At 64.8% G+C, this 15,490-nt stretch carries 18 protein-coding genes; 8 read left to right on the plus strand and 10 right to left on the minus strand.

Translation table 11 applies throughout. The features are described 5' to 3' along the window. Positions 1–6: 6 nt before the first annotated feature. Genes B4383_RS19835 through B4383_RS19845 form a run of 3 tightly spaced genes read left to right on the plus strand, consistent with a single transcriptional unit; the run spans position 7 to position 2,667 of the window. Complete coding sequence (locus tag B4383_RS19835; protein WP_078292906.1) at positions 7–552, plus strand: nuclear transport factor 2 family protein; 546 nt, start codon at positions 7–9, stop codon at positions 550–552. Between the two features lie 5 nt (positions 553–557). Further along, the gene (locus B4383_RS19840) at positions 558–1,805 is read left to right on the plus strand and encodes a cytochrome P450 (protein WP_078292968.1); all 1,248 of its coding nucleotides are present in this window, start codon (positions 558–560) and stop codon (positions 1,803–1,805) included. 7 nt (positions 1,806–1,812) lie between these two features. Next, positions 1,813–2,667 (plus strand): SDR family oxidoreductase, encoded by an 855-nt coding sequence (locus tag B4383_RS19845; RefSeq protein WP_078292907.1) that lies wholly within the window; start codon positions 1,813–1,815, stop codon positions 2,665–2,667. Here the strand turns inward: B4383_RS19845 and B4383_RS19850 are convergent, their stop codons facing one another. Then, positions 2,668–3,450 (minus strand): isoprenyl transferase, encoded by a 783-nt coding sequence (locus tag B4383_RS19850; protein WP_078292908.1) that lies wholly within the window; start codon positions 3,448–3,450, stop codon positions 2,668–2,670. Between the two features lie 100 nt (positions 3,451–3,550). On the opposite strand from B4383_RS19850, the gene B4383_RS19855 reads away from it, so the two are divergent. Continuing rightward, the gene (locus B4383_RS19855; protein WP_078292909.1) at positions 3,551–4,306 is read left to right on the plus strand and encodes a hemolysin III family protein; all 756 of its coding nucleotides are present in this window, start codon (positions 3,551–3,553) and stop codon (positions 4,304–4,306) included. Positions 4,307–4,322: 16 nt separating this feature from the next. Here B4383_RS19855 and B4383_RS19860 read toward each other — a convergent pair whose 3' ends face one another. The 4 genes from B4383_RS19860 to mca are packed head-to-tail and all read right to left on the minus strand — an operon-like array spanning position 4,323 to position 7,840. Continuing rightward, positions 4,323–4,697 carry a nuclear transport factor 2 family protein gene (locus B4383_RS19860; protein WP_078292910.1) on the minus strand — a complete coding sequence of 125 codons (375 nt, stop codon included), beginning with the start codon at positions 4,695–4,697 and terminating at the stop codon, positions 4,323–4,325. Between the two features lie 11 nt (positions 4,698–4,708). Beyond that, the gene (locus B4383_RS19865) at positions 4,709–6,694 is read right to left on the minus strand and encodes a thioredoxin domain-containing protein (RefSeq protein ID WP_078292911.1); all 1,986 of its coding nucleotides are present in this window, start codon (positions 6,692–6,694) and stop codon (positions 4,709–4,711) included. Further along, positions 6,684–6,974 carry a hypothetical protein gene (locus B4383_RS19870; protein WP_078292912.1) on the minus strand — a complete coding sequence of 97 codons (291 nt, stop codon included), beginning with the start codon at positions 6,972–6,974 and terminating at the stop codon, positions 6,684–6,686. Before B4383_RS19870 ends, B4383_RS19865 begins: the two co-directional genes overlap by 11 nt. Then, on the minus strand, positions 6,971–7,840 hold the full coding sequence (gene mca / locus B4383_RS19875) for a mycothiol conjugate amidase Mca (RefSeq protein WP_078292913.1): 870 nt from the start codon (positions 7,838–7,840) through the stop codon (positions 6,971–6,973). The genes B4383_RS19870 and mca overlap by 4 nt, the downstream gene beginning before the upstream one ends. 86 nt (positions 7,841–7,926) lie before the next feature. Between mca and B4383_RS19880 the strand changes: the two genes are divergently transcribed. Continuing rightward, positions 7,927–8,346 carry a DUF4307 domain-containing protein gene (locus B4383_RS19880; protein WP_078292914.1) on the plus strand — a complete coding sequence of 140 codons (420 nt, stop codon included), beginning with the start codon at positions 7,927–7,929 and terminating at the stop codon, positions 8,344–8,346. 265 nt (positions 8,347–8,611) lie between these two features. Beyond that, positions 8,612–9,106 (plus strand): transcription elongation factor GreA, encoded by a 495-nt coding sequence (gene greA, locus B4383_RS19885; protein WP_057967215.1) that lies wholly within the window; start codon positions 8,612–8,614, stop codon positions 9,104–9,106. Positions 9,107–9,139: 33 nt separating this feature from the next. Here the strand turns inward: greA and B4383_RS19890 are convergent, their stop codons facing one another. Then, positions 9,140–10,048, minus strand: a complete 909-nt coding sequence (locus B4383_RS19890) for a DUF559 domain-containing protein (RefSeq protein ID WP_139360910.1) — start codon at positions 10,046–10,048, stop codon at positions 9,140–9,142. 114 nt (positions 10,049–10,162) lie between these two features. Then, positions 10,163–11,311: a threonine ammonia-lyase gene (gene ilvA / locus B4383_RS19895; RefSeq protein WP_286143742.1), complete on the minus strand. Its 1,149-nt coding sequence runs from the start codon at positions 11,309–11,311 to the stop codon at positions 10,163–10,165. On the opposite strand from ilvA, the gene B4383_RS27230 reads away from it, so the two are divergent. After that, positions 11,273–11,488: a hypothetical protein gene (locus B4383_RS27230; RefSeq protein ID WP_286143743.1), complete on the plus strand. Its 216-nt coding sequence runs from the start codon at positions 11,273–11,275 to the stop codon at positions 11,486–11,488. The genes ilvA and B4383_RS27230 overlap by 39 nt on opposite strands. Then, on the plus strand, positions 11,449–12,120 hold the full coding sequence (locus B4383_RS19900; RefSeq protein ID WP_078292917.1) for a GPP34 family phosphoprotein: 672 nt from the start codon (positions 11,449–11,451) through the stop codon (positions 12,118–12,120). Before B4383_RS27230 ends, B4383_RS19900 begins: the two co-directional genes overlap by 40 nt. 3 nt (positions 12,121–12,123) lie before the next feature. Here the strand turns inward: B4383_RS19900 and B4383_RS19905 are convergent, their stop codons facing one another. The 3 genes from B4383_RS19905 to B4383_RS19915 all read right to left on the minus strand — a co-directional run bounded on the left by B4383_RS19905 (position 12,124) and on the right by B4383_RS19915 (position 15,442). Next, a complete protein-coding gene (locus B4383_RS19905; protein WP_078292918.1) occupies positions 12,124–13,296 on the minus strand; it encodes a cystathionine gamma-synthase in 1,173 nt (390 codons plus the stop codon). A gap of 63 nt (positions 13,297–13,359) precedes the next feature. Next, positions 13,360–13,938, minus strand: a complete 579-nt coding sequence (locus B4383_RS19910; RefSeq protein ID WP_078292919.1) for an RDD family protein — start codon at positions 13,936–13,938, stop codon at positions 13,360–13,362. 106 nt (positions 13,939–14,044) lie between these two features. Next, the gene (locus tag B4383_RS19915) at positions 14,045–15,442 is read right to left on the minus strand and encodes a cystathionine beta-synthase (RefSeq protein WP_078292920.1); all 1,398 of its coding nucleotides are present in this window, start codon (positions 15,440–15,442) and stop codon (positions 14,045–14,047) included. Between the last annotated feature and the right edge of the window lie 48 nt (positions 15,443–15,490).

The following is a 15,490-nucleotide window of genomic DNA, read 5'->3' on the forward strand; positions in this document are numbered from 1 at the left end:
CCAACTGTGCCCGAATTCCCCCGCCAAGAACTCGATGACGTTGTCGCGGACTGGCTACAGGCCAATCTGGACGCTGAAAAGGCCGGTGACTGGAAACCATTGGCGCGCTTCTACACCGACGATGCCACCTACGGCTGGAACATCGGCCCCAAGGAAGACGTGATGTGCGTCGGTATAGACGAGATACGGGATATCGCCCTCGGCCAGGAGATGGAGGGCCTGGAGGGCTGGACATACCCGTATCAGAAGGTGATCGTCGACGACAAACAGGGTGAGGTCATCGGGTTCTGGAAGCAAATCGCCACGGACTCCAACGGCGGTGAGTCCGAGATCTACGGTATCGGCGGCAGCTGGTTCCGGTATGGCGGTAACGGCCAATGGAACTGGCAACGCGACTTCTTCGACTTCGGTCATGTGTCCGCCCTCTACATGGACCTGATCAAGGCGGGCAGGCTCAGCGAGGGAATGCAGAGACGCATCCAGCGGGGCCTCTCGGGCGAGAAGGTGCCCGGCTACTACCCCCTGGGCAAGACTCCGGTGCCCCTCTGGTGACCGCCATGAAAAGCGCTGCGGAGCTGGGCCTTCCGGAAGGATTCGATTTCACCGATCCCGGGTTGTACGGGGAACGAATGCCACACGAAGAGTTTGCGACCCTGCGTCGCGAGGCGCCAGTCTGGTGGAACCCGCAGCCGCGCACGGTGGGTGGATTCGCCGATGACGGCTACTGGGTGATTTCCAAACACCGCGATGTACGCGAGGTTTCGTTGCACACCGACGTCTTTTCATCGGGCCGCAAGGGTGCCATCCCGCGCCTCGAAGATCACATCAGCCCGGAGGAATTCCAGGCCACGCTGTCCGTCCTCATCAACAAGGACGCCCCCGAACACACCCAACTGCGTGGACTGGTGTCTCGCATGTTCACCCCACGCTCCATCGCGGCGTTGCGCATCACGCTGGAGGACCGGGCGGAGCGGATCGTCCGGGCAGCCCTCGAAGGTGGGCATGGTGAGTTCGTGCGTGAGGTGGCCAGCGAGCTGCCTATGCAGGCCATCGCCGAATTGATCGGCGTTCCCGAGGAAGACCGCGTCAAGCTCTTCGAGTGGAGCAACCAGATGACGGGGTACGACGAGGCCGATGTTGAGATCGACCCACGTGTCGGCGCCGCCCAGATCCTCGGGTACTCATATCAGCTCGCCGAGCGGCGCCGCGACTGTCCGGGCAATGACGTGGTTTCCCGCCTGCTGACCGGGACGGTGGACGGTGAACAACTCACCCCGGAACAGTTTGGATTCTTTGTCGTGATGCTGTCGGTGGCCGGGAACGAAACCACCCGCAATGCCACCACCATGGGCATGATGGCCTTCCTGGAACACCCCGACCAATGGGAACTGTTCAAAAAGGGCAGGCCGGCCTCCGCCGTCGACGAGATAGTCCGGTACACCTCACCGCTGATCTCTCAACAGCGAACCGCGTTACAGGACACCATGATCGGTGGCGTGTCCATCAAGGCCGGTGAACGACTGGTCATGCTCTACCCATCGGCCAACTTCGACGAGGAAGTGTTCGAGAACCCGCATACCTTCGACATCAGCCGCGATCCGAACCCGCATCTGGGCTTCGGCGGCACGGGAGCCCACTACTGCCTGGGCGCCAACCTCGCGAAGGTCGAGCTGGAGATCATCTTCAATAAGATCGCCGATCGCATGCCGGACATCTCGCGGATCGGGGATGCGCCCCGATTCCATTCGGGCTGGATCAACGGCATCAAGAAGTTCGACACGGACTATTGCCCCGTCTCCCATTGACGCCCTGATGACCAGTTGCGTTGTAGTCGGCGGTAGCCGCGGAATCGGGCGCGCGGCAGCAGAGCTCCTCGGCGAGCTCGGCGCCCATGTCGTTGTCAACGGTCGGCATGCCGATGCGGTCGAAGAAACGGTCCACGCGATCACATCCAGCGGCGGCACTGCGGTCGCTTTTGTCGGATCGCCCGACAACGAGCGGACAGCCACGGATCTGATCAACACCTGCCGCAACGAGTTTGGCGGCATCGACGCATTGATCAACTGCGCGGGCATACCTGAGCCCGCCGGGTCCTCCATCCTGACCATCGCCCCGGATGAGTTTCAACGGCTGATCGATGCGCATCTGGGCACCGTGTTCCACACCTGCCGCATCGCCGCACCGCTCATGGCCGCCCAGCAGCACGGAACCATCATCAACACCGGATCGACTGCTTCCCTGGGTATCTACGGCGGAACCGGGTATCCGGCGGGTAAAGCAGCCGTCAACGGACTGACCTTGGCCGTCGCCGCCGAGTTGAAGCAAAGCGGTGTGCGCGCGAACGTCATCTGCCCCGGTGCCCGCACCCGGCTCTCCGAAGGAGAGGAGTACACCGCACACCTGCGCGACCTACACGCACGGGGACTACTCGACGAAATGACGCTGCGGGCTTCCCTCGAACCCGCACCGGCGGAGTGCATAGCACCGCTGTACGCCTATCTCGCCGGCGATCTCTCCGCACGCATCACCGGCCAAATATTCATCGCGGCAGGCGGATTCATCGGACGTTTCACACGACAGGTCCCCACCCCGCTGGGCTACCGCGACCACACGGAATCCACGCAGTGGTCGATCCAGGAGATCGACGAGCTGATGGGCCATCGATAACTACTGCCCGAACCGCCGATTTCTCGCGGCGTAATCGCGCAACGCGCGCAGGAAATCCACGCGGCGGAACTCGGGCCAGTACGCGTCGGTGAACCACATCTCGGAATAGGCGCTCTGCCAGAGCAGGAATCCTGACAACCGCTGCTCCCCCGACGTCCGGATGACCAGATCCGGGTCCGGCTGCCCGGACGTGTACAGGTTCTCGGAGATGGCGTCGACGGTCACCGCCTGCACCAGCTGCTCGGCGCTGGCCCCGTTGGACAGCTCTTTGTTCAACAGCGTGCGCACCGCATCAGTGATCTCCTGCCGGCCCCCGTAGCCGACCGCCACGTTCACATGGAAGGCCGCATCCGCAGGCGCGGATTTCACCGCTTGGCGCATGCGCTCCGCTACCTCGTCGGGCAGCAGGTCGAGATCGCCGACGCTGCGCACGCTCCACCTGTTCTGTGGGGCACACAGCTCCTCGACGACGTCGGTAATGATCTCCAGCAGCTCGCCGAGCTGATCGGGGTCGCGGGTCAGATTCTCGGCCGACAGCAGGTACACGGTGGCCATCTCGACACCGGCATCCTGACACCAGCCGAGCATCTCGCCGATCTTGCGGGCGCCCATCCGATACCCATGGCTGACATCGGTGTACCCCGCCGACCGGGCCCAGCGGCGGTTCCCGTCGCACAGGACGGCGATGTGCCGTGGTTTCGACGCCTTGGCCAACTCCTGCCGGAGCCGCATTTCGTAGAGCTTGTACAGCGGTTCCTTCAGCCTCGGCGGGATAATCTCCACAGACCCAGCCTAGCGAGCCGACCGCACGCCGGAGCAGCAGATATGGATCTGCACAGAACGTTCACAATTAGGGTCTGGACGGGAAGGGATACTGTGACGCATGCAGACCGATGAGGTCCCCGCAAGCGGGACGGACCCCCAGCTTGCACCCGAAGCACAAGGTTCTGAGCATTCCCTACCTATGGCCGCATTCGTCGGCGGTATCGAGACTCTCCCGATCAAGCCCAAGGCGCGTGGCTGGATCCATTTCTACGCATGTGTCACCGCCGTGGTCGCGGGCATTGTGTTGGTGTCGGTCGCCTGGTCGGTGCGCTCACTGCAAGCAGGCCTGGCCACCGCCATCTACAGCCTGACGGTGCTGGGCGTCTTCGGGGTCAGCGCCGCCTATCACCGGGTGAACTGGAAATCCGAAACCACCCGCACCTGGATGAAGCGGATGGATCATTCGATGATCTTCATCTTCATCGCGGGCAGCTATACCCCGTTCGCGATGCTGGCGATGCCGCCCGCAGAAGGCAACCTGGTGCTCGCCATCGTATGGGGCGGCGCGCTCGCCGGAGTGATCCTCAAGATGTGTTGGCCGACGGCTCCGCGCTGGGTGGGGGTGCCGCTGTACCTGCTGCTGGGGTGGGTGGCGATCGGCTTCTCGTCGACCCTCCTACACGGCGCCGGAGTGCCGGCACTGGTGCTGCTGATCGTCGGCGGGGCCTTCTACAGCGTCGGCGCGATTCTGTACGCCGTGAAATGGCCCAACCCGTGGCCGCTGCACTTCGGCCACCACGAGTTCTTCCATGCGGCGACGGTCATCGCCGCGACCTGCCACTACATCGCGGTCTGGTTCGCCGTCTTCTCGTAGCGGCTCCCCGGGAGGGTTAGAGCTGCTTGATGTCGTCCTGGGTCCAGAAGGCCCGCATCGAGCTGATCTTGCCCTCGTCGTTGAAGGTCATCACGTCGATCGGCGCGATGACCATGCCACCGTTCTCGTGCTTGATGGTCAGCTCGAAGTGGAACGCGGCCTCGTTGTTCGTGGCCCGCACCAACTTCAGCTCGCCATGACGGTCCAGCGGCTCGATGGTGGCGTAGAAGCCCTGGATCGCCTCACGGCCCTTGAGCACGTCGGCGCCCAGCGGATCTTCGACAGTCGCGTCATCGGCGTACAGGTCGGCGATCTGTGCTGCGGTGCCTGTGGTGAGCAGGTCGCAATAGCTCTGGACGACGGCGAGAACATCTTCGCGGGTTACGGTCATGCTCCCGGACGCTACCTACCCAACGCGGCGTCTAATTGTTCGGTCCCGGTCACCGGGACATCGCAGACGGTTCCCCGGCACACGTAGGCGGCGTCGACGTCGCCCACCTGCCCCCTGTCGCGCAACAGCTCGCTCGAATCCTTAACCCCACCAACCACAATCGCGCCGCCGGGTGCGGACAGCCGGGCTCTTCGCAACAGTGGCGAGGTCTCGGCGCCGCAGGCCACCGCGACCTGGATCGGACCCCGTACCGCGGCCTCGGCCACCGCCAGCCAGTGGCCGGCCGATCGTGGTGCGCGCGCCAGCGCCATGGAGGCCGCCGACAGCGAGGCGTGCGCGGCTTCCCGGTAGCGAGCGTCCTCGAGCAGATAACCGCCGATCAGCAGCGCCTCGGTCACCGAGGACGCCCCGGACGGGGTCGCGCCGTCCAGCGGATCGCTCGGCCTGAGCACCAGTTGCTCGGCATCGTCGGCGACGTCGAACCAGGCGCCGGGCGATTCCGGATCGGCGAAATGATCGAGCGCTGTATCGAGCAGCTGCGCGGCGACCTCACGCCAGCGCCATTCACCGGTCACCTGATAGAGGGACAGCAGGCCCGTCGCGAGCGTGCCGTAGTCCTCGAGCACACCGTCCCCCTCGGACACCTGCCCGCCCAGACTTGCGCGCCGCAGGCGCCCGTCGCGCAAATGTAGATCCAGCAGCTCGGCGGCGCAACCGGCAGCCGCATCCAATAGATCGTTACGGTCCAGTGCGATCGAGGCTTCGACGAGCGCGGTGACCGTCAACCCGTTCCATGCGGTGACTGCCTTGTCGTCGCGGCCGGGCTGCACCCGATGCTGCCGCGCCGCCAGCAGCTCCTCGCGCACACGACGCCACCGGTCCACGTCTGCGTTGCCTTCGGGGTCGCGCAACAGCTGCAGCACCGAGCTCCCGTGCTCGAAGGTTCCCGTCGACGTCACCTCGAAAAGCGTTGCGGCCCAGTCGCCGTCTTGCGGACCCAGGACCTCGGCGAGCTGCTCGGGTGTCCACACATATGTGGAGCCTTCGGAGCCGTCGGCGTCGGCGTCCAGCGACGAGACGAACAAGTCACCGACCCGCAGCTCGCGCAGCAGGAAATCGGCCGACTCGGAGGCGATTCGCCGCGCCAGTGCATCGCCGGTGCGGCGAGCCCAATGCGCGTAGACACGCAGCAGGAGTGCGTTGTCGTAGAGCATCTTCTCGAAGTGCGGCACCACCCAGGCCGCGTCCACGCTGTACCGCGCGAAGCCTCCGGCCAACTGGTCGTAGATGCCGCCGCGTGCCATCGCCGTCGCGGTCCGGGATACCGCCCCGAGCACCGCGGCGTCTCCGGTTCGTTCGTATCCGCGCAGCAGCGCCTCCAGCAGAGACGAGGGCGGAAACTTGGGCGCCCCACCGAATCCCCCGAAGCGCATATCCTCCGCGGGCAGAATCGCGGCGATCGCGGTATCGCACAGCGCGATATCCACCCCGGGTCCGGCGGGCAGGCGTCCGGACATCGCCTGCAGCTGGCCGGTGATGCTCGAGGCCGCCTCTTCCACCTCATCTCGGCGCTGATCCCAGGTTTCGCGGACCGCCGAAAGTAACTGCAGAAAACCCTGTTTCGGGTAGTAGGTCCCGGTGTAGAAGGGGCGCCCGTCCGGGGTGAGGAAGCACGTCATGGGCCACCCGCCCTGCCCATTCATCGCGACGGTGGCATTCATGTAGACAGCGTCCAAGTCCGGACGCTCCTCGCGGTCGACCTTGATGTTGACGAACCCGGCGTTCATGACGGCGGCGACCTCGTCGTCTTCGAAGGACTCATGGGCCATCACGTGGCACCAATGACAGGCCGCGTACCCGATCGACAGCAGAATGGGCACATCGCGAGACTGTGCCTCCTGCAACGCCTCTGACGTCCATTGCTGCCAGTGCACCGGGTTGTCGACGTGCTGGCGCAGATAAGGACTGGTGGCCTCGCCCAGCCGGTTAACGGTCATCGCCCCGCTGATCGGTGGAACCCGAAGGCGTCTCGGGTTCCTCGGCGGAGGTTCCGACCGTGCCATCGTCGACGGCCTGATCTGGCTCGGGGTGTTCGGGGTCGAATGTCTCCGGCAACTTACGCAGATGCGCATTCATCGACCGAACCAGGAAGAAGGTGCCCACCAGCAGCAGGACCACCACCGTCAAACCGAACGGGCCGGCCTTACCGAAATCGGGTCCGACATTGGTCGGGCTCTTCTCGTCGGCGAGTACCAGCACGGCGTCCATCAACATCATTTGGCTTCAACTCCTGCGAACAAGTCGTCCTCTGGGGTGCCCGTCGGCACGCGTGACTTCGCGAGCTCGAAGTCCTCGGTGGGCCACAGCCGTCGCTCGAACTCGCGCGGGACTGCGAAAAAACTACTGTCCGGGGGAATTTGAGACGCATGCGCACGCAGCGCGGCATCCCTGGCATCGAAAAAGTCGGCGCAGGGCACGCGGGTGGTCACCCGGCGATCAAAGGTGTCGTCATCGGCGGGCCAGCGCTCAAGCCATTCGTCGAACGGGCCCTTGTATCCATGCTTCTTGCACTCATCGTTCAGCAACTGCATACGCGCGCGCATGAATCCATGGTTGTAGTAGATCTTGCTGACGGTCCACGGCTCACCTGCCTCGGGGAACTGCTCCGGGTCTGCCGCGGCCTCGAAGGCAGCCATCGACACCTCGTGGCACCGAATGTGATCCGGATGCGGATAGCCGCCGTTCTCGTCGTAGGTCGTCATGACATGAGGCCGGAATTCCCGGATCACCGCGACCAACTTGGCGATCGGCTCTTCGATGGGCACCAAGGCAAAAGAATCGCTCGGCAGCGGCGGCAGCGGGTCGCCCTGCGGAAGCCCCGAGTCCACATAGCCGAGCCATCGGTGTTGCACGCCCAGCTCGGCCGCGGCCTTGGCCATCTCTTCGCGACGGATGGTCCCGATGTTCGCGGCGACCTCGGGGCGGTCCATCGCCGGGTTGAGGATGTCACCGCGCTCCCCGCCCGTCAGGGTCACCACGATGACGTCGTTGCCCTCGGCGGCGTACCGCGCCGTGGTGGCGGCACCCTTGCTGGCCTCGTCATCGGGGTGGGCGTGCACCGCCATCAATCGCCATCCGGTCACCCGCGCGCCCGCCTCTTTCTGTCAGCCGTCACTGCTCTCGCGCCCCCATCGTTTCATCCCGGGTATACACGTCATACCGTTGACCCGTGCAGCGACCAGAGGACCGTTACGGGACCAAGCCCGCCAAGCCCCGCCGCGGCCGCTGGATTGCGATGGGGCTGACTGCGTTGGTCATCGTGGCCGGGGTCGGGATCGCCGCGATCGGATATGCCCGGTTGGGCCCTGGAGATGTCAAGGGCGAACTTTCCGCGTACAAACTCGTGGACTCTTCGACGGTTTCGGTCACCGCCTCGGTGGAACGGAAAGACCCGTCAAAGCCGGCGGTCTGCATCCTGCGGGCGCGTTCAATCGACGGCAGCGAGACCGGACGGCGCGAGGTGCTGGTGCCAGCGTCCTCACAGCGATCCGTGCCGGTCACAGCCCTGGTGAAGTCGACTCGACCGCCGGTGACCGGGGACGTTTACGGCTGCAGCCTGGCAGTTCCGCCGTATCTGATCGCGTCCTAACCCCAATTTCCTGAGCCCCGGTGCCATGGGACTGCACCGGGGGCCGCCAGAGAGACGTCGGCAACGTTCACATCGGGCAAACCTCGCCCAAAAATAGGCTGAACATCACAGCGACAGTGGTATGCTGGGCGGATACACGGATCCCTGCTGGGACCGTGTATTGCTGCATTCTGGAGAGTGAATCCCGCAGCAATGCACCCGCCCCGGCACCCGATAGAGGAGCGCCAGTGGACGTTGCTGGCCTGAGACAAGGAGTACCTGCACCATGACCGACACCCAGGTGACCTGGCTGACCCAGGAGTCACATGATCGGCTCAAGGCGGAACTCGACCAACTGATCGCCAACCGCCCCGTCATCGCCGCAGAGATCAACGAGCGCCGCGAAGAGGGAGACCTGCGCGAGAACGGCGGCTACCACGCCGCTCGCGAAGAGCAGGGTCAGCAGGAGGCGCGCATTCGTCAGCTACAAGAGCTCCTCAACAACGCCAAGGTGGGTGAGGTCCCGACACAGTCCGGTGTCGCACTGCCCGGTTCGGTCGTCAAGGTGTACTACGACGGCGACAAGGACGACACTGAGACCTTCCTCATCGCCACCCGCCAGGAGGGCGTCAAGGACGGCAAGCTCGAGGTGTACTCCCCCAGCTCACCGCTGGGTGGCGCGCTCATCGACGCCAAGGTCGGCGAGACTCGCAGCTACACCGTGCCGAACGGCGCAGAGGTCAAGGTGACTCTCGTCAGCGCCGAGCCGTACCACGACTGATTCCTTCACGAGTTCGTCGACTGAGAGCGAGCCTCACGCGGAAATCTGACCCGAAATCCGCGTGAGGCTCGCCCTCGTTGTGGGCTTGCCGGCATTTCTGAGCGCCTCATCAACGCGTGCGACCACAGTGCCGGCCCGGTGACGAAGCATCTCGGCACTTACCCGCACGATTGCCCAACCCTCGGCCGTCAACTCCGAGGCCCGATCGATGTCACGAGATCGTTGGCGGGAATCCAACCAATGTTGAGCTCCATCGAATTCGACACCGACCTTCAGGTCCTCCCACCCCATGTCGATACGAGCGATGAAATCGCCGTAGCGGTTGAACACCCGCATCTGCGTCCGCGGCGGCGGAAACCCCGATTTCACCAACAGAAGCCGGGTTCTAGTCTCCTGCGGCGATTCGGAACCTCCGTCGACCAATGCCAACGTGCTCTTCAGCGGAGTCAGGCCGCGGGCCCCTTTGTGCATCTTCATGACGTCGTCGACCTGCGCAGTTACCAAACCAGTCGCCGCCATGAGGGCATCTATCCGCTCGACGGCTGCCGCCTGCGGCAACCACCTACCCACATCGAAGGCGGTGCGCGCGGGACTCGTGACGGCGAGACCCTCGACACGATCAACCTCGTTATCCATCAACATATCCCGATGGATCCGTAAGCCGCTCGCGGTCTTGTGGTGACGATGGATCAGGTCGACTGTGACACCGGCGTCGACCCATTTGGCGCCATGAACGGCCGAGGCCGCCACCCCAGCGATCACGCCGCCGCGCTCGGTCCATAACCACGCCGCGTGTGCGCGCTGTGTCGCGCTCACCTCCGCATCACGCGGAACGTAGATGCCCGGATACAGCTGCCGGTATCGGGTGCGCATGTGGTGCTCGGTCATTGCTCCGGTGGAAAGCACCTCTCTGGACCGGAACGGCCACGGAATCTCCCCCATGGCCCGCAGCATCGCACCGACGACCGACAAGCCCGTCCGCCCGATCGAGTGCGAGCCTCACGTGGAAAACCAGGCCGAAAACCGCGCCTGGCTCGCACTCGTTCGTATGGGGGTCTACCGCTCTTCCTGAACCGTCAGGCCGGCCGCGACGATTGCGTCGAGGACGGCCTGACGGTGTTCTGGCCCCCGTGTTTCGACGGTCGCCAGCACATCCACCTCACCGAGACGCAGACGCTCGCTGTTACGCCAGTGAGTGACGTCAACGACGCTGGCACCTGATGCCCGAAAGACGTCGAGGAGACCCGAGAGACCACCCGGTGCGTCCGCGATGGTCACCCGCACCGTCAGATAGCGTCCGGCGGCCCGCAGACCATGAGTGATGACATGGGTGAGCAACAGCGGGTCGATGTTTCCGCCCGAGAGCACCGCACACACCGGGCCGCTGAGACGGAGTTCCTCGGCGGACAGCGTGAGCAGCGCGGCCACCGCGGCCGCACCGGCAGGTTCCACCACCAACTTGGCCCGCTCCAGGCACAGCAGCAGCCCGCGCGACAGCGCCTCCTCACTGACCGTGACCACGTCGTCGACCAGGGCGGCCACATGCTCGAACGGCACAGCTCCCGGCTTACCGACCGCGATGCCGTCTGCCATGGTGCCCATCGATTGCAGTGCCACCGGATGCCCGGCTTGCAGCGATAGCGGCCAGGCAGCAGCACCCGCGGCCTGCACCGCGACGATCCGCACCTCGGGTCGCGCCGCCTTGACCACCGCGGCGATACCCGCGACAAGCCCGCCACCGCCCGCGGGCACCACGATGGTGCCGACATCGGGAAGCTGCTCCAGAATCTCCAGCCCGACGGTGGCCTGCCCGGCCACGACGTCCCGATGGTCGAAGGGATGGATGAGTACCGCGCCGGTCTCCGCCGCGAACTCCGTCGCGGCCAACAGCGCATCATCGATGGTGGTGCCGGTGAGGTGCACGGTCGCGCCGTACGCGCGGGTCGCGACGATCTTGGGCAGCGCGGCCCCTACCGGCATGAACACTGTCGACTGGATGCCCAGCGTGGTTGCCGCCCAGGCCACGCCCTGGGCGTGATTACCCGCGCTGGCGGCCACCACCCCGTTCACCCGTTGGTCATCGGGCAGCAGACTGATCCGGTTGTAGGCGCCGCGCGGTTTGAAAGATCCTGTGCGTTGCAAGTTTTCGCATTTGAGACGCACCTCGTGCCCGCAGCGCTCACTGAGCGCGCGGAAGGCCACCACCGGTGTGCGCCGCATCACAGGAGCAAGCCGCTCGGCCACCTCCTGGATCTCCTGGACCGTCACCAACCCTGTTGCTCCCGCTGCCTGGATGCCCATGCCAGGCATCATGTCACCAGTTCTGCCGCTATTGTCCCCTCATGCCACAGATTGCGGAGGACCTCCTGCTTCTGTTGCTGAACAATGCCTCCGGACGGCCCCTTCTGGACAAGGATCGGCGCACACAAGCCCTTGCCGCCGCGATCATCCTGGATCTTGCTCTGGCGCAACGCGTCCGACCGGCCACGCAGGGCGAACCGGCGAAGGCCGGAAATCTGCTGGTGCTGCAGGCGCCGGATATCGGGGATCCGGTGCTGGACCGGGCGGTGCACCGGCTGCGACGACGACCGATGAGCCCGGTTGAGGCTATCGCCAAGGTTGGCCGCGGCGTGAACTCCCAGCTGCTGCATAGGCTGGAGATCACCGGGGACATCCACACGGTCCGCATGGGCAGCCGGCTCTTGCCGGAGAAGTACTGGCCGGTGACCAACAACGAGCGTGCGAACGCGGTGCGTCAGGGCGTCACCGATGTGTTGTTCCACTACGCCCCGCCCGCTCCCAGCACTGCCGCCATCATCGCAGTGCTGCACGGGGTCAACGGATTCGACGCGATCTTGAGTCTCGACCCCGTCGGCAAGCAGCAGGTGTCCCGATCGTCGCAGACAATCGCCGACGGCGGATGGTCGGCTCAGATCCGCGACAATCGCGGCTCTGCGGTCAATCTCGCGGTGACGGCCGCGGTGATCTCGGCGGCCCTGCATTCGATGAACTAGCGGTTACCGCAAGGCTTGTTCGAGATCACCGATCAGGTCGCCCACCTCTTCGATACCCACCGACAGCCGCACCAGATCCTCGGGCACTTCCAGCAGCGACCCAGCGGTGGACGCATGCGTCATGGCAGCCGGATGCTCGATGAGCGACTCCACACCGCCTAAGGACTCAGCGAGAATGAAAAGCTCTGTTCGCGAGCACAAATCGAGTGCGGCCTGACGCCCTCCAGCCAACCGCACGCTGACCATCCCGCCGAATCCACGCATCTGCTTGGCGGCCACCGCGTGCCCGGGATGACTGTCCAGACCCGGGTAGACAGTGTGCGCGACCGCCGAATGACCGGCCAGGAACTCGGCCACCGCTTGAGCGTTCTCACTGTGCCGCTGCATGCGCAGCGCCAATGTCTTGATGCCCCGATAGGTCAGGTAGGCGTCGAACGGACCCGGCACGGCGCCCGCCCCGTTCTGCAAGAAGGCGAATGCGGTGTCCAACTCCTCGTCATTGGTGAGCAGCGCGCCGCCCACCACATCGGAGTGCCCGCCAATGTATTTGGTGGTGGAGTGCAACGCGATATCGGCGCCGAGATTCAGCGGTTGTTGCAGCGCCGGCGACGCGAATGTGTTATCCACCAAAAGCTTCACCGAATGTTCAGTTGCCACCTGGGCGACGGCCGCAATATCGGCGATGCTCAGCAACGGGTTGGTGGGCGTCTCGAGCCAGATCAGCTTGGTGCTGGAGGTGATCGCCGCACGAATGGCGTCGACATCGGCCACCGGGACCGGAGTGTGGGTAACTCCCCACTGAGAGAACACCTTGTCGATCAGCCGAAAAGTGCCGCCGTAGGCATCGTTGGGGATGATCAGATGATCACCCGGGCGTAACAGCGCGCGCAGGACGCAGTCGGTGGCCGCCATCCCCGAGCTGAATGCCCGACCAAAATGGGCGTCTTCCAATGCCGCCAGCGAGGATTCGAGAACCGCCCGGGTGGGATTGCCGGTGCGTGCGTACTCGAAACCGCCGCGCAGCTGACCGACGCCGTCCTGGGCGAAGGTCGAGCTAGCGTAGATCGGCACGTTGACCGCACCGGTCTGCGGATCGGCATGGAAGCCACCGTGGATGGCTCTTGTGGAAAACCCTTGCCACCGAGACGCGTCGGCGGCGCTGCGCTGCTCACTCATCAGGTCCGAGCCTATACGGACCGTTGCGAGTGAGACAGCCCAGCGCCGCCAATCGGGTTACTTCTACTTGGGAACGACGACGGTCTTCACTAGCATGTCGGCGATCGTCTGGCGCTTCGGCGTGAACAACGGCAGCAGGAAGCCGATGTAACAGATGATCGCGTCGAGAACGTGTGCCAGCGAACGGACGACGGACATACCGAACCCGATCGGCTGGCCGGTGGCCTCGCCGAGCACCTGGATGCCGAGCACGCCCTTGCCGATGCTTGAACCCGTGGTGCCCTGCTTCAGGCCCCAGTTCCAGACGAGCCATCCGACGCCCAGGAGCCAGAACACGACCAGTGCGGCAATACCCAGTCCGGAGTACCCGGCGCTGCAGCTGCTGAAGCTCATCCCACCACCACTCATGGGATCGCCGTACACCTCGCCCACGCACTCCGTGTCGGAGGTCATCGTCGCACCGGCGATCAGCTGGCCGATGCCGACCAGAACGACGTAGGGGATGAGGTCGATGATCCAGGCACCGACACGCTTGATCCAGATCTCAAAATTGCTACCCGGCAGGGCTGGTGCACCAGCTGCCGGAGGAGGCGGCGGGTACCCGCCCGGATCCTGCGGCGAGGGTGGTGGAACTTCAGTCACGGTTGTCCTCCAGTTCGTATGGCACGCATCAGCGTCGAGCAACAGAGCACATTACGCTTTCAGCGTTTCCACAGGTTGGCTTCCGGGAAACGATTTGGGACCAAATTCAGTGCCGCACGCCTCTACCCGAGGAGACGAATCCAAGCAGATCATGGCGGGTAATGACACCGACCGGCTTGCCCTCGTCGATAACCATCACCGCATCGGTGTCGCGCAACATGGACCCCGCGGTACTCAGCGGCTCACCAGCACCGACCAGCGGCAACGGCGGACTCATGTGCTGGGACACGGCGTCGGCCAATTGCGCCCGGCCCTCGAATACCGCTGACAGCAGCTCCCTTTCGGATACCGACCCGGCGACCTCACCGGCCATGACCGGCGGTTCGGCGCCGACGACCGGCATCTGCGACACCCCGTACTCGCGCAGGATCTCGATGGCGTCGCGCAGCGTCTCGGACGGATGCGTATGCACCAAATCCGGTAGCGCACCGGACTTTCCACGCAGTACATCGCCGACGGTGGGCTCGGACTTGCTGCCATCGAGGCGGCTACGCAGGAACCCGTAGGAGGACATCCACGAGTCGTTGAACACCTTGGACAGGTATCCCCGGCCGCCGTCGGGCAACAGCACCACGATCACGGCATCGGGTCCGGCCTTCTCAGCCAATCGAATTGCCGCCACCACTGCCATCCCGCAGGATCCGCCGACCAGTAATCCCTCTTCGCGCGCCAGCCGGCGTGTCATCTCGAACGAGTCGGCATCGGATACCGCGATCACCTCGTCGACAACGCTGGGGTCGTACGCGGTGGGCCAAAAGTCCTCTCCCACACCCTCGACAAGGTACGGGCGGCCGGTGCCACCGGAGTAGACGGACCCCTCCGGATCCGCACCGACGACCTTCACCGTGCCACCGGACACCTCCTTGAGGTACCGGCCCGCACCGGTGATCGTCCCGCCGGTTCCCACCCCGGCGACGAAATGGGTGATCTTGCCGTCGGTGTCGGCCCAGATCTCCGGGCCGGTGGTCTCGTAGTGGCTGGCCGGTCCGTTCGGATTGGAGTACTGGTCGGGCTTCCAGGCGCCATCGATCTCGCGCACAAGACAGTCCGAGACGTTGTAGTAGCTGTCCGGGTGCTCCGGCGGCACGGCCGTGGGGCATACGACGACCTCGGCCCCGTAGGCACGCAACACATTCCGCTTGTCCTCGCTGACCTTGTCCGGGCACACGAACACGCAGTGATAACCCTTGCGCTGGGCCACCAGCGCCAACCCGACGCCGGTGTTGCCCGACGTGGGTTCGACGATGGTGCCACCGGGCTTGAGCAGGCCCGCTTCCTCGGCAGCCTCGATCATCTTGACGGCGATGCGGTCTTTGGAGCTACCGCCGGGATTGAGGTACTCGATCTTGGCGGCCACCACCCCGCTGCCCTTGGCCACCACCGAGTTGAGCTGGACGAGGGGGGTGTTACCGATCAGATCGGAGACATGCTGGGCGATGCGCATACCCGTAACGCTATTAGACCGGCGACCGGCCCGCGCACAGGGGAGCTA

The organism is Mycobacterium sp. D16R24, assembly GCF_002013385.1.
Taxonomy (GTDB): Bacteria; Actinomycetota; Actinomycetes; order Mycobacteriales; family Mycobacteriaceae; genus Mycobacterium.

Bases quoted from the DNA above. Each gene is read 5' to 3' on its own strand.
- B4383_RS19840 (WP_078292968.1), top strand. From the start codon at position 558: ATGAAAAGCGCTGCGGAGCTGGGCCTTCCGGAAGGATTCGATTTCACC.
- B4383_RS19845 (WP_078292907.1), top strand. From the start codon at position 1,813: ATGACCAGTTGCGTTGTAGTCGGCGGTAGCCGCGGAATCGGGCGCGCG.
- B4383_RS19855 (WP_078292909.1), top strand. From the start codon at position 3,551: ATGCAGACCGATGAGGTCCCCGCAAGCGGGACGGACCCCCAGCTTGCA.
- B4383_RS19860 (WP_078292910.1), bottom strand. From the start codon at position 4,697: ATGACCGTAACCCGCGAAGATGTTCTCGCCGTCGTCCAGAGCTATTGC.
- B4383_RS19865 (WP_078292911.1), bottom strand. From the start codon at position 6,694: ATGACCGTTAACCGGCTGGGCGAGGCCACCAGTCCTTATCTGCGCCAG.
- B4383_RS19870 (WP_078292912.1), bottom strand. From the start codon at position 6,974: ATGATGTTGATGGACGCCGTGCTGGTACTCGCCGACGAGAAGAGCCCG.
- greA (WP_057967215.1), top strand. From the start codon at position 8,612: ATGACCGACACCCAGGTGACCTGGCTGACCCAGGAGTCACATGATCGG.
- B4383_RS19890 (WP_139360910.1), bottom strand. From the start codon at position 10,048: ATGGGGGAGATTCCGTGGCCGTTCCGGTCCAGAGAGGTGCTTTCCACC.
- B4383_RS19900 (WP_078292917.1), top strand. From the start codon at position 11,449: ATGCCACAGATTGCGGAGGACCTCCTGCTTCTGTTGCTGAACAATGCC.
- B4383_RS19905 (WP_078292918.1), bottom strand. From the start codon at position 13,296: ATGAGTGAGCAGCGCAGCGCCGCCGACGCGTCTCGGTGGCAAGGGTTT.
- B4383_RS19915 (WP_078292920.1), bottom strand. From the start codon at position 15,442: ATGCGCATCGCCCAGCATGTCTCCGATCTGATCGGTAACACCCCCCTC.